The following is a 13,751-nucleotide window of genomic DNA, read 5'->3' as shown; positions in this document are numbered from 1 at the left end:
GCAGCCACTACTGGATCACCGCGCCGGATGGAACGGGGGGGCCCGAGAGGCCGAACGTTCTGTTGCCCGATCTGCGCACCTACTTCCGCCCGGAGGTCGGCGGCATGGTGCTGGGGTTCCAGGAACCTCGCTCCCAAACCTACGACCCCTACGGCTTGCCGGAGACCATGGAGGCCGCGCTACGCTATGACGAGGCAGCAGATGCCGACCTCCTGGTGGAGCATGCCGCATTGCTGCGTCCGCTCATTCCAAGCCTCGATGCGTGGCGCTTCTCCCACCACATCGTCGGCCTCTCCATGTACACGCCGGACGGAAAATTGCTGCTGGGGCCTATTCCCGCCGTCGAAGACCTGCTCGTGGCCGGCGGATGCTGCGGTTCCGGCATCGCCATGTCGGGCGGGATCGGCTTTGCCCTGGCCGAGCTGATCGCCGGCAGAAATCCGACGATCGATCGCGCCATCTTCGACCCCACCCGTTTCGGTGACGTGGACCCCGCGGCGACCGGCTTTCGCGAGCTTTGCGCCGCCGCGAGAGCGGGCAAGAGCCGTGGCCGCAATGGAGCGCCGGCTTCCGCATCGCTGTGAAGCCCGCTCCCCGCCGTCAATCCCTGGAAGGTCTTCGGGATATAGGCGTAGAGCACGGTCGCGTTTCACGCCGGAGCTGGCGATGTCGAGTTGTGGCGGATACGCATCCTTTATAGATGTCGGAACCGCTTACACTTCAAGAACATCGCTGAGCCCTTCGTGGTTGCCAGCCACGGCTCAGCAAAAAATCATAACTCATTGAGACTCTGAGCGGATTTCTCGACGTGGCGGACCGGCGGCAACACTTTCGCCTGGTTTCAGGTGCTAAAGACTCCTTACAACTCATTGTCTCCTTGCCCCATGGGGCATCTCTATCTCATTGATTTTGCTTACAACACACATCTGGCATGTTTTTTGCTCCATAATCTTAGGTGCGTGGCGGCAAGGTCCTCGACGGCATTCCGATCTTGGTGATGCGCAGCGATTTGAACGGCAGGGTTCACCGGGCACGGAGAACAGGCAGTTCACGCAAATGAGGTCGGCTGGCGCAGAGCCGCCGTGACGATCTCCGGGGTATGGACCCTCGCCCACAGGGAGAGGCGAGATGACACCCGATCGATGGCATCAGACATTTGCAGCTTTGGCGCTTTGTGCAGCCGTGTCCTGGTCGGGCGCGGCCCTTGCCGTCCCCTTTGAGGAGGGTCATGTCTTCGCGGCTGTTGGCACCGGCCGCGTGGCGCATTACGACGGGGCCGGCAACTTCCTCGAAATTCTCGACACCACCCGCGGTGGTTTCACTACCGGCATGGGCTTCGACGAGGCCGGCAATCTCTATGTCACGAATTTCAGCGATGCATCGGTTTCGCGCTTCGACAACAACGGAAACCTCATCAATTCGGTCTTCGTCAATACCGGCGCGGATTCACCGGGCGTCGTGGCACCCGAATCGATCGTCTTCGACGCTGCCGGCAATTTCTATGTCGGCCACGCGGACGGAACCGCGGAGGTCCTGAAGTACAATTCGGCTGGAAACTTCCTCGCGTCCTTCGACGTCGCCACGGAGGCTCGCGGCAGCGACTGGATCGATCTGGACGCAGATCAGAGGACGCTCGTCTATACGTCGGAAGGCTTCCAGGTTAAGCGATTCGACACGGCGACGAACACGCAACTGACGGATTTCGCGCTTCTGGCCGACCGGCCTGCCTTCGCCCTGCGGCTCCTAGGGGACGGCGGCCTGCTCGTCTCGGACAGCGTCAACGTCAAGCGGCTAGACAGCACAGGCGCCACCACCCAGACCTACGACGTGGCGGGGAACAACAATTTCTTCTCCTTGAACCTCGATCCCGACGGAACATCGTTCTGGGCCGGCGACTTCGGCACGAACGATCTCTTCAAATTCGACATCGCCACCGGCGCGCTGTTGGATACAATCGACACGAATCTCGACGTGCTGGGCCCGCAGCTATTCGGCGTCACCGTATTTGGCGAGATTACACAGGGCGGTGGAGGCGGTGACGGGGCGGTGCCCGAGCCTGCTTCCCTCACGCTGCTTTTAGGCGGGCTGGCCGGGTTGGCCGCTTACCTGTATCGCCGAAGCGCCGCATAGTATCGAAGGGCGAACCACCGGCGGCTGAGTGAAGATGATGGGCGCTCCTGGCGGAGCGCCCATCCTGTGCGTCGGGGGAGCACGAGGCTGCAAGATCGCGAGCAGGGTGGCGCTGCGCGCCACCATCGCGCAGGGACCGGTTTGGAGCATCGAGCATGCTTGTAAGGGCGCGGCTGGCTTTCCCCGGGATGGCCCTGGCGCTGACCGTCGCGGGCATGCCTGTTGCGGCGATGGCTGCCTCACCGGAGGGCCAGTTCGCGATACAGGGCCAGGGGGGAGATCGCTGCGACGCGTTCGTCGAAGCGCGCAACGCCGGGGGCACGGAGCTGCTGCGCTTCATGGATTGGGCCGCGGGCTACATGACCGCCTTCAACCAGCTCGATCAAGACACCGTCGATATCGCGCCTTGGCAGGGCATGGATCTTCTGGCCACCCTCCTGGCACAATATTGCGAGGCACACCCGGAGCAATCCTTCGTTCGGGCGCTGGGCGAAATGACCGGGGCCCTTTATGCCCAACGTCTCCGCGAGGAATCGGAAATCGTGGTGATCGAGGCGGAGGGAAAAAGCCTGCCGGTGTACGATACCGTCCTGCGGCGCGCGCAGGGGGCTCTCAAGTCTTTCGGATTCTACGACGGCGCGGCGGATGGGAAATTCGATGAAGCCACGCGCGCGGCGATACGGAAGTTCCAGGCCTCGGAGCAGATCGAGGAGACCGGCCTGCCCGATCAGGAGACTTTGTACCTGCTGTTCCTGAAGGCGCCGGCGACCGTATTCGGGAACGGCCAGTAGGCGGCGTCGACAAGTTCGTCTGCGCGTGTGGATATCAACGTGTCGTCGGCAATCTTGCCGACGAAGCATAAGCCGTGATCGGCGGCGGCAGCAGGATGCTGGCCCCTGCGCCGCTGTGAGGCCCGCTCCCCGCCGTCAATCCGCCGGCGTGAAACCCGGCGGCGCCTTGTCCCACTTGTATCCCGCCGCCGCGAGGTCATGGCCGAGGTCGAACAGCTCGAGCATGTACGCCGTTTCGAACGGTTCCTTCAGCGTCCTGGTGAAGGTCTTCGGGATATAGGCCAGGTTGTAGTCGAAGCCGTCGCGCTGGGTAGTCAGATAAATCTGATAGAGATCGCCCACGCCCTGGGTCTGGATCAGCGACGAGATCGCCCGGCCGGCGATGCTCATCACCTGGCGTTCCACCTGCGCCCACTCGGGATCGAGCCGCGCGTTGCGGATGACGTACAGCACCCGGTCGCGCTTTATGCCTGACTTGGCGATATCGAGCTGCGGCGGATAGAGGAACACCTGGGCGCTGGCCCCGCCATCGACATGCATCTCCTCGTAGGGCTTACCGTCCATCTCAACGTCGATCATGACCGGCGGGAAGGCGCCGGGAATGGCGGCCGAGGCGACCAGCACGTCGTGCACCAGCTCGAGCGCGCGCGGATGGCCGCTGGCCGCGATGGCGCCGATGTCCCAGATCACCGGGCGGCGCGCGTCGAGATTGGTGGTGCCGATCACCAGGATGCGGCCCTTCTTGTGCTCGGCGGCGATGGCGTCGAGCATCGCCTGATCGAAGTACTTGGCGACAGTCTTGCGCAGCGGCGAATTGTCGGCCATCGCGTCGTCGAACAGGGCGGCGAGATAGCCGCGCGGCTGCAGCACGTCCTTGGCGGTCAGCGTCGTATAGACCTCCTTCAATTTGTCGTCATAGGCGGAGCCGAGAAATGCGAAGGGCGCGGTGAGCGCGCCGGTGCTGACGCCGGTCACGCCCTTGAATACCGGCCGCGTGCCCGCCTTGGTCCAGCCGACCAGCAGGCCGGCGCCGTAGGCGCCGTTCTCGCCGCCGCCGGAAATAGCGAGGAAATATGCCGGCGGCAACGGCCCCTGGTGTCCGGTGGACGCCAGATAGGCCTGTTCCCGCTCGAGGGAATGGCCGGCGGCGGTCATGAATGCGGCGGGATCGCCGTCCGCCCAATAGCGGATGTTCGGCAGGCCCGGCACGATCGCACGCTCTTCGTCGGCGACCGGCACCGCATCGATGCGCGTGAGAGATCCGCAGGCAGCCCCCGAGAAGATGATTGCGACCAGAGGCAGGCAGCGCGTGACGACCCTGAAGAGCTGTGACCACTTCATCGCGACATCTCCGTTGTCTGTTACGCTCGGCGACCTCCCGGCAGCAGGCTGAGCGCCCCTACCGTGTAGAGCCCCGCGAGCATCACGCTGAGGAGGCGCGTGCCGAAAGCCTCCCCCGACTCGATCGGCAACGGCGAAACGCCGACGCCCAGCAGAATGAGAAAGGTCATCAGCGCGACGCCGAACAGCGGCGCGAGCACGCCGCCGGCAGCGATGCGCGCGCCGAATGTCAATCCGACGAGGAGCACGACGAGGAGGAAGAAGACGATCGATGGCTGCATGGAGACGACGCCATAGGCGATCGTCGCGGCGATGCCGCCGAGAACGTTGCCGAGCAGCAGCCCTATCGCCGCGCGCGATCCGCCGTCGCGCCCCGCCCGGATGATCGCGATGCTGACGATCAGCAGCACGAAGCTCATTCGCCCGCCGACCATGCACCAGACGATCAGCGGCAGCAGGACGGCCGTGTTGGCGAACGCGGCTTTCGGTGATGCCTGGCGGGCGATCCTCGAACCGGAATCCGGCTGCGGTACCGCCGGAAAGATGGCGAACATGACCCAGCATGCCAGCAAGGCGATGAAGGGCGCGCCGACGATGGCGCCGGCCAGGCCGACCGCCAGCTCGAGGGACTGGGTCCCGGCGAGCGGAATCACCGCCGCGAAGGTCAGCAGCAGCGAGGCCGGCATCGTCTTGCCGGCGCTGTCCAGCAGGAAGCCGAGAAAAAGCACGAGGCCGAGCAGCAGCACATAGACCAGGGGATCGCGAACGAAGCCGCCGGCGAGGGTCAGGGTCAGCGCCGCGAACAGTACCGTCACCAGGATCAGCCCCGCCGCGTCGCGCCATCCCGGAGGTTGGCGCATGGTGGCGAGGAACTGAGCCGCGAGCAGCGGCGGCATGAAGAACAGCGTCGTGCCCCAGAGGCCGCCGAGCAGATAGCCCAACGTCACGCCGAAGCCGAGCCGCAGGGCCATTCGCCGCACGGCAAGGTCGGCGTCGGTCGTCAGACCGATGGCGGGTGAAACTGCGGCGGCGGCATCAGAGGACATAGGTGAAGATGCTCACCAACCTGATCCAAAGCCAGCCGATCGCCCCCGCGATCGGATTATCGCCGGCATAGACGATGACATTGGCCTGGGAGTTGTAGCGAATGCCGGTCGGCGGCTCCTCGAAGATCGGCCGCAGCCGCACGGTGAAGCGCTGCGGATCGCGGATCCAGCCGCTCTGGTTGCGCACCGTCGGCAAATCGCCCTGGGAATCGGCCTGTCCGCTGCGCGATACGCCCCAGCCGATGCTTTCCACCGTCGCCGGGAAGACGCGGCCGGGCAGCGCGTCGTACACGATCTCCGCCGGGTCGCCGGGCGAAATCAGCTCCAGGCTGTTCTCGCGCAAATCGGCGTTGAGCCAGATATCGCGGGCGTCGAGGAAGGTGAGGACCGGCTGGCCGGCCGTCGCATATTGTCCGATGGTGAGCTGCAGATTGGTCACCCGCCCGACCGCCGGCGCCTGAATCTCCGTGCGCAGAAGATCGAGCTGCGCTTGCTGCAACGCGGCGATCGCCTCGCGCATCTGCGGATTGTCTTCGCCCGCCGGCCCCAGATCCTGCCGCGCCCGCTCCAGTTCGGCCGCGGCCTGCTGCACCCCAGCCTCCGCCGCCTTGATCTGCGCGCTCGCCTGGTCGCCGCGGGCCGCGGCGTAGGTGCCCTTCTTGACCAGCTCGAGCACGCGCCATGCCTGCTCGGCGACGTTGTCGCGCTGGGCGCGGGCTTCGGCGAGCTTCGCCTCCGCCGCCGCCACCCCGGCCGTCGAGGCGCCGAGCCCCTGGCCGACGGCGGCCAGCCGGGCTTCCGCCCGGCGCACCGCAATCTCGTAGGATTGCGGATCGATGCGGAACAGGAGCTGCCCCGGCTCCACCCGCTCGTTGTCGGCGACGGCGACCGCGATCACCCGGCCCGATACCTCTGGCGCCACGCCGACCACATAGGCCTGGACGACCGCCTGGGGCGTATAGGGCGTCAGCCGGTCGGCGACCATGGTGTAGAAGAAGATCAGGATGCACAGCCCGAGGACGATCAGCGTCCAGCGGCGGACCGGGTCGCTCTTGCGTGACGCCTCCGATGTCTTTGCCGATGAGCCCGACTGATCGGGCGCTCCGGCGGCGGGAAACGGTTCTGCTTCCGGCTCCGGTTCGGAGCGGTCGAGGGCCCGCGGGTCAGACATTGGCGACCCGGTCGGGAAACTTGACCTTGGCTCCGTGAATGAAGAGGGAGCGCAGCTTGTCCCAGAAATCGCCGCCAAGGACGAAGAAGCTGGCGATGAACACGATGTCCCAGACCCAGTCGATCGGGCGGTCCAGCCTGTCGACCCAGGGCGACAGCCGTTCGACATACGGCATCACCACGCCCAGCGCGAGCGGCAGCATGAACATGACCAGCCCGATCCGGTAGCGAATGCGGCTGACCTCTTTCGCCGGGGCGAAGCGGCCGAAGGTCGTGCCGAGAAAGCCGACTATCTTCGTCTTGAGGTAGGCGAACCCGGGCTTGCCCAGCACCATGATGACGGCAAGCAGGCACAGCTTCGACATGCCGAAGAACACGACCGCCGAGAGCACTGCCTTGGTCTCGGCCGGCAGGTCCGTATTGACGATCAAGAGGGGGCCGATGATCTTGGACGACAGGCCGACAGCGAGAATCGCTGCGCCGGTGATCAGTCGGCCAGTCGGAGGCGCCGCCCCTGGACCAGCCGCAACGGTCGCTTGAGACACCCAGGCCCCCTTGAGCGCGATACGCGCCAGCTTCCCGCCGGTTTCCCTGGATCGCCCGTCGTTCCCGGGACGGTCGTCGCCAATGGTCGGCCTTTAATCATACCATTTTCCCAGAACCAGAGAAGGGGCCATCGCGCATCGGTGCGTTCCCGCGAGAGGGCTTGGCTGGGGCGACCTCAGGCGGCCAGGTCGCGGTCGATCACCCGTTCCTTGGGGAGGGCGACCGTAACGGTCGTCCCTTCGCCGGGGATGCTGTCGAGCTCCAGGGTGCCGCCATGCAGTTCGGCAAAGGCGCGGGCCAGCGGCAGGCCGAGGCCGGTGCCTTCGTATTTGCGCCCCAGCCCGCTGTCGACCTGGCCGAAGGGCGCCATCACCCGCTCGAAATCCTCGGGGTCGATGCCGATTCCGGTATCGGTGACGGCAAAGGCGATGTCGCCCGACGCGCGACGCTCCGCGATCACCGTGACGCTGCCGCCGGAGCGGGTGAACTTCACCGCGTTGGTCAGCAGATTGAGCAGGATCTGCTTCACCTTGCGCGAATCCGCGCGGAGCGACGGCAGGCCGTTCGGCAGACGCTGAACCAGCGTGACGCCTGCGCTGTGCGCCCGCTCACCCAGCAGGATCAGGCAGCTCTTGACCACGGCGGGAAGCTCGACGGTCTCCTCCACCAGATCGTGCTTGCCCGCCTCGATCTTCGACAGATCGAGAATGTCGTTGATGATCTCCAGGAGATGCGCGCCGGAGCCGTGGATGTCGCGGGCGTACTGGCTGTAGCGCTTGTCGCCAAGGGGTCCCAGCAGCTCGTCGCGCATGATCTCGGAAAAGCCGATGACGGCGTTCAGCGGCGTGCGCAGCTCGTGGCTCATATTGGCGAGGAATTCCGATTTCGCCACATAGGCGGCTTCCGCCTCGGCCTTTTGGTGATGATACTGCTCGGCGAGAATCGCGAGCTGCTGCGCCTGCATCTCCAGCGTCTGTCGCGAGCGGGTCAGATCGGCGACGCTCGCGGTGAGGCGGCGCTCCGATTCACGCAGCTTTTCCTCGTTGCGCTTGAGCGCCGTAATATCGGCGCCCACGGAAACATAGCCGCCATCCTTGGTGCGGCGTTCGTTGATCTGAAGCCAGCGCCCGTCGATGAGCTGCGCCTCGTAGGTGCGGGCGTCCGGCGAAGGTCCGTCGGGCGAGGCGACCTGGGTGCGGATCAGCGGCGCGATGGCGCAGCTCATGATCTGCCGATAGTTCGCTCCGGCGGATGCGGCTTCCAGCGAAAGGCCATGCAGGGAGAGAAATTTCGAATTGCAGGTCACGAGACGGTTTTTGGAGTCCCACAGCACGAAGGCTTCGGAAATGGCGTCGATCGCGTCGCGCAGGCGCAAATTGGCCATCTCGGTTTGTTCGGCGAGCGCGCGTTGCTCCGAAACGTCGATTGCGATTCCAATAAGATGTTTGCCGGCTTCCCGACCATCTTCGACAATCTGCGCTCGCGCGCGCAGCCAGATCCATTCGCCCGTGGCGTTCTTCAGCCGAAACTCGTGATCGACGCTATTCGTCCGTGCGCTCGCGACCATGTCGGCCATCGTCTGGAAGTCGCCGTCGTCGGGGTGCAGCAGCGCGCTCAATTCGGCATAGGAGAGCGAGCGGCGCTCGGCCGGCAGCCCCAACATTTCATACATGGAGTCCGACCAGTAGATCCGGCCGCGCGCAATGTCCCATTCCCAAAGGCCGCACCGGCCGCGCGAAAGCGCCGCCTCGAGGCGCCTGCGGATCAGCGTATTGGCGCGTTCGACTTCCTGACGACGCCAACTCTGGCGGAAATAGGCGAGGACGATGACGAGCAGCAGCAGCGTGGTGCAGGCGAACAGCAGCGCATAGCGGGACGCGATCACGCGCCATTCGCCGAGCACATTGTCGACGGGATAAATCATCGCCACCTGGCCGAAGGGCGTCGGCAGCTTCCTGACGCTCACGAGCGCGGGAACGCCATCGGGCAAAGTGACGCGCAAGACGCCGGCGTTGTCGGCGAAGTCGACGAGCGCGTCTTCGGCGCCGATGGCTTGCGACAGCGTGAGGTCTTTCGATGGAATCGGCGGAAAGGCGGCGGCGACGCGGCCGCGCTCGTCCGTCACCAGAACGCGTCGCCCTCGCGCGAGCGCGCCTTGCGGCACGAGCTGATCGAGCGGCGCGCCGAACGGCTTTTGCGCGTCGGTCTTGATTTTGTCGCGCAGGTCCTGCGACACGGCGCGCACGAAAAGGTCGAGATCGTCGATGGCCTGCTCGACCAGTCGATCCTGCATCGCGCTGGTCAGCGATACGACAAAGGCGGCGAGAGAGACGAGGCACACCGCGCAGGCGGCGAACGCCAAGGGGCGCAGCCAGGAGAAGTCCTTTGGCCGCTTTGCGCCGTTCTCATCGAACCGGTACGCTCCCCACACGGTATGGGCGTGAGTCTTCACGCGGGCAGCGGGAGCGCGCGCCATCGATAGCCTCCAAAATGAATGTGATGCGAACGCGGCTTACGAGCGAATCACCTTCATTCGAATCTCTCGACGCGCGATTGTCCAGATCTTAACGCGACGTTAACGACTCTTTTTTGGGCGCCTCAGCCGAGCGCCTCAGCCAAGCGCCCGCGTGGCGATGTCGCGCAGGTCCGCCGAGAGATTTTCCTGCGCGACGATATGCTTGAGCCGGGCTTCAATGAGGTCGCGGCGCCGCGACTCCATCGTGCGCCAGGACCGCAACGCCGAGAGAAGCCGTGCGGACACCTGGGGATTCTTCGGATCGACTTCGAGAACCACGGTCGTCAGCAAATCATATCCTGACCCGTCGAGCGCATGAAAGCGCGTGAGATTGCCGTTCGCGAAGGCGCCGATCAAAGCGCGTACGCGGTTGGGGTTGCTCATCGAAAATTCCCGATGCGTCATCAGACCCAAGACGCGCTGTGTGGTCGCCTCTTCCGGAATCATCGCCTGCAGCGAGAACCATTTGTCGATGACGAGCGCGTCTCCGGCATATTGTGCGTAGAACCGGGCGAAGGCCTCCTCGCGCGCATGGCCGCCGAGAAGCGCCAATGTGGCGAGCGCGGCGAGCTTGTCGGTCATATTGCCGGCCGTTTCGAACTGCGCCGTGGCCAGCGATCGCCCTTTTTCAGCGTCGCCTGCGGCCAGAAGATCGAGCGCCACGTTGCGCAAAGCGCGGCGTCCCGCGCTGGCGGCGTCGGGCGTAAAGGCGCCAGCGGCGGAAAAGCGCGCGTGGATCGCGTCGAGCTCTGGGCCGAGCGACCTGCCGATCTCCGCGCGCAACGCCATGCGCGCCTCAAAGAGCTGATCCGGGTCGACGTCGCTCCCCTTTTCGCGCGCAAGGTCGATGTCCGATGGCAGCGACAGCGCCTGTGCGGCCAACGCGGGATCGTCCTCGACCCTGGCGAGCAGCAGTCGCAGCGCTTCGCTCAGTCCCCGGGCGTCCAATGCGCCGGTTTCGAGCCGACCGAAGATCGCCCGCAGGGCGAGGCTTTGCGACGCCTGCCAGCGATTGAACGGATCGTCGTCACAGGCGAGCAGACGTTCGAGATCCTCGCTCGTCGGCGCGGGCTCAAGGCGCACAGGCGCGGAAAAGCCGCGCAGCAGCGAGACCACGGGCCGTGAGGGAATCTCGCGGAAACGGATGACGCGCTCGGCGCGGTCGAGTTCGATCAAACCACGGGCAAGTTCAGTCGGCGCCGCGTCTTCGCTGACGAGATCGAGCTTTTGCCCGTTCTCGCCAAAGAGCGCCAGCGCCAGCGGGATCACGACCGGCTGCTTGTCGCTTTGACCCGGCGTTGGGGGCGTTTGCTGACACAGCTTCAAGGCAAACGTCCGGGCGGCGGGATCGTAGTCGCCTGACGTCGTCACCACAGGCGTTCCCGCCTGACTGTACCAAAGCGCAAAATGCGTCAGGTCGCGGCCGGACGCGGCGGCGAAGCAGGAGAGGAAATCTTCGATCGTCGCGGCCGTCCCGTCGAAGCGTTCGAAATAGAGATCCATGCCGCGGCGGAAGTTGTCGTCGCCGATAAGCGTCCGCAGCATGCGGATGATTTCAGCGCCTTTCTCGTAAACGGTCGATGTGTAGAAATTGTTGATTTCTTGATAGACGTCCGGACGCACGGGATGCGCGAGCGGACCTGCGTCTTCGGGAAATTGCGCGAGGCGCAGGCCGCGCACGTCGCCGATGCGCTCCACCGCGCGCGAGCGCATATCGGCCGAAAATTCCTGGTCGCGGAAAACCGTCAGCCCTTCCTTGAGGCAAAGCTGGAACCAGTCGCGGCAGGTGATGCGGTTGCCGGTCCAATTGTGGAAATATTCGTGCGCGATGACTCCTTCGATGCCGGCGTAATCGCCGTCGGTCGCGGTGTCGGGCGAGGCGAGCACATATTTGTCGTTGAAGATGTTGAGGCCCTTGTTCTCCATCGCGCCCATGTTGAAGTCGGAAACGGCGACGATGTTGAACACGTCGAGATCATATTCGCGGCCGAATTTCTCTTCGTCCCAGCGCATCGAGCGCTTCAGCGCGTCCATCGCATAGGCCGCGCGCGATTCCTTGCCATGTTCGACGTAGATGGCCAGTTCGACGACACGACCCGACATTGTCGTGAAGTCGTCGCGCACAACGCCCAAATCGCCGCCCACGAGCGCGAACAGATAAGAGGGCTTTGGGAACGGATCGCGCCAGAGGGCGTAGTGGCGATTGGATCCTGCAACATCGCCATGCGCGACCGGATTGCCGTTCGACAGCAGGATCGGCGCTTCGCTTTTCTCGGCTTCGATGCGCGTCGTATAGACGCTGAGCACGTCGGGCCGGTCCAGGAAATAGGTGATGCGGCGAAAGCCTTCCGCCTCGCACTGCGTGCAATAGGCCGAGCCGGAGCGATAGAGCCCGGAAAGCTGCGTATTGCCGCTCGGATTGAGCTCCGTGTCGATTTCCAGAGTGAAAGGCGCGTCAGGAACTTTGGCGAGAGTAAGGCGATCCTGCGTCGCTTCATATTCGCCGGGCCCGAGCGTCCGGCCGTCGAGCTTCACGCCCAGCAGCATCAACTCGTCGCCGTCGAGCACGAGGGGCGCAGAAGAATCCCCGGCTGGATTGCGGCGCAGCGCCAGTCGCGCGGAGACGCGGGTCTTGGTGGGATGCAGGCTGAAATCGAGTTCGACAGAATCGATCGCGAAATCGGCTGGGCGGTAATCGGCGAGCCGAATGGCGGCGGTCGAAGGATGACGCATTTCGCTCCTCAGGGCCAGGGTGACGGTTTCTTCGATAATTATAGAACCTGCGCGCTCATTTGCGACGGTCGGAGCGGCCGAAAACACGGACGCGCAATCTATTTTTTCTGGAAAATCTCCGGCGAAGGGCCGAATTGCCTTGAGCCTGTCGCCGCATCCGGGCAAGATGAGCGCCATCGCGGCGCCGTAGGAATGCGGCGGCCGCTGTTGCGCGCGTCACTTCAGCGTGCGCCGCTTCGCCTCTGGAACGCGTCCCGCTGCCCTCGACAGCGGAAGGCAGGCGGACGGCCTGTAAAGCGAAGGTTCATGATCACTCACATGCGGCGGGCGCTTGCTCCTTTCTTTGGCCTTTGCATTCTCTCGGGCTTTTTCATTCTCGGCGGCGGCCTTCTGACCTTCAGCGCTCCAACAGCGCTAGGCGCCCCTGCCGAGACACAGAACCTGCAGCCGATCCTCGTTAAAATCAGCGAAGATCAGATGCGCGTCGCCGGCGTCGAGACTCAGCCCATTGAGCGGGAGTCGGGCATGGGCGAGCTCGTCGTGCCGGGCGTCGTCGCCGTGCCGCCACAACAGCTCCTCATTGTTGCCGCCCCCGCCGCCGGTCTCGTCGAGACTCTGCTCGTCGCAATCGACGAGGATGTCAAACAAGGCGCGCCGATCGCGACGCTGAAGTCGTCAGAACTCATCGAGGCCCAGCGCGCCTTCCTGCACGCTGTCTCGGAGGCGAATCTCGCGGCCGAGAAGCTGCGGCGCGACGAACAACTGTTCAAGGAGCACATCATCGCCGAGCGGCGATTGATCGTCACGCGCGCCGAGGCGACTCAGGCGCGTTCGGCGCTGGATGAGCGCGGGCAAATTCTGTCGCTGGCGGGCATGACGGATAAGGAGATCGAGACGCTGAAGCGCGAGCGCAGGCTCGCAAGCTCGCTTGTCGTGCGCGCGCCGGTTACAGGCACCGTCCTGCAGCGGCACGGAACGACCGGAGAGCGCGTGCAGGCGTCGGCGCCGCTCATCACCATTGCGCGGCTCGACCCCATTTGGGTCAATCTGCAGGTGCCCCTTGGCCGCGCCGCGGCCCTCGACAACGTCGACCGCGTGCATTTGCCTCTGGCGGGCATCGACGGCAGACTTATTCGCATCGGCCGCACCGTGGACGCGGCGACGCAGTCGGTTACGGCCGTCGCCGAGTTTCGGACTGGATCGAGTCCGCTGCGCCCTGGCCAAGCGGTTCAGGCGATCCTGCGCCTTAAGGGCGGCGACGCTTCCCAGTGGCGCGTTTCCGCCGACGCTCTGGTGAACTTCAAAAATCACAATTGGGTGTTCGTGCGCTCGCCGGAAGGCTTTGTCGCGACCCCGGTGACGCTACTTTCCGAGACGCCGCAGTCCGCGTCCGTCCAGGGCGCGCTCAAGGCAGGCGAGCGCGTTGCGACCCGCGGTCTGCTGACCTTGCTGGCGGAACTCGCCAACGCCGAAAGGTGA

10 protein-coding genes are annotated in these 13,751 nt (G+C 64.8%); 4 read left to right on the top strand and 6 right to left on the bottom strand.

Annotated features, from left to right (window positions below; translation table 11 throughout):
• The 3 genes from ACR65W_RS09215 to ACR65W_RS09205 all read left to right on the top strand — a co-directional run.
• The coding region (locus ACR65W_RS09215; protein WP_434502600.1) for an NAD(P)/FAD-dependent oxidoreductase at nucleotides 1-584 on the top strand (584 nt) is incomplete at its 5' end.
• Between the two features lie 544 nt (nucleotides 585-1,128).
• Complete coding sequence (locus ACR65W_RS09210) at nucleotides 1,129-2,130, top strand: PEP-CTERM sorting domain-containing protein (RefSeq protein ID WP_434502598.1); 1,002 nt, start codon at nucleotides 1,129-1,131, stop codon at nucleotides 2,128-2,130.
• A 155-nt stretch (nucleotides 2,131-2,285) separates the two neighbouring features.
• Entirely contained in the window at nucleotides 2,286-2,921 is a 636-nt protein-coding gene (locus tag ACR65W_RS09205; RefSeq protein WP_434502596.1) for a peptidoglycan-binding domain-containing protein, read from the top strand.
• A 135-nt stretch (nucleotides 2,922-3,056) separates the two neighbouring features.
• Here the strand turns inward: ACR65W_RS09205 and ACR65W_RS09200 are convergent, their stop codons facing one another.
• The 6 genes from ACR65W_RS09200 to pepN form a co-directional block, all read right to left on the bottom strand.
• Nucleotides 3,057-4,262, bottom strand: coding sequence for a patatin-like phospholipase family protein (locus ACR65W_RS09200; protein WP_434502594.1), 1,206 nt, complete (start codon nucleotides 4,260-4,262; stop codon nucleotides 3,057-3,059).
• Nucleotides 4,263-4,282: 20 nt separating this feature from the next.
• Complete coding sequence (locus ACR65W_RS09195; protein ID WP_434502592.1) at nucleotides 4,283-5,308, bottom strand: hypothetical protein; 1,026 nt, start codon at nucleotides 5,306-5,308, stop codon at nucleotides 4,283-4,285.
• Nucleotides 5,298-6,479, bottom strand: a complete 1,182-nt coding sequence (locus ACR65W_RS09190; protein ID WP_434502590.1) for an HlyD family secretion protein — start codon at nucleotides 6,477-6,479, stop codon at nucleotides 5,298-5,300. Before ACR65W_RS09190 ends, ACR65W_RS09195 begins: the two co-directional genes overlap by 11 nt.
• Nucleotides 6,472-7,023 carry a hypothetical protein gene (locus ACR65W_RS09185; RefSeq protein ID WP_434502588.1) on the bottom strand — a complete coding sequence of 184 codons (552 nt, stop codon included), beginning with the start codon at nucleotides 7,021-7,023 and terminating at the stop codon, nucleotides 6,472-6,474. Before ACR65W_RS09185 ends, ACR65W_RS09190 begins: the two co-directional genes overlap by 8 nt.
• A 176-nt stretch (nucleotides 7,024-7,199) precedes the next feature.
• Complete coding sequence (locus ACR65W_RS09180; RefSeq protein ID WP_434502586.1) at nucleotides 7,200-9,500, bottom strand: PAS domain-containing sensor histidine kinase; 2,301 nt, start codon at nucleotides 9,498-9,500, stop codon at nucleotides 7,200-7,202.
• 135 nt (nucleotides 9,501-9,635) lie between these two features.
• Entirely contained in the window at nucleotides 9,636-12,272 is a 2,637-nt protein-coding gene (gene pepN / locus ACR65W_RS09175; protein ID WP_434502584.1) for an aminopeptidase N, read from the bottom strand.
• Between the two features lie 306 nt (nucleotides 12,273-12,578).
• Between pepN and ACR65W_RS09170 the strand changes: the two genes are divergently transcribed.
• Nucleotides 12,579-13,751, top strand: coding sequence for an efflux RND transporter periplasmic adaptor subunit (locus tag ACR65W_RS09170; RefSeq protein ID WP_434502582.1), 1,173 nt, complete (start codon nucleotides 12,579-12,581; stop codon nucleotides 13,749-13,751).

The organism is Methylocystis sp. (assembly GCF_051062815.1).
GTDB lineage: Bacteria > Pseudomonadota > Alphaproteobacteria > Rhizobiales > Beijerinckiaceae > Methylocystis.
The sequence above is the reverse complement of the archived record's forward strand: the minus strand, read 5'-3'. Positions and strand labels throughout refer to the sequence as shown.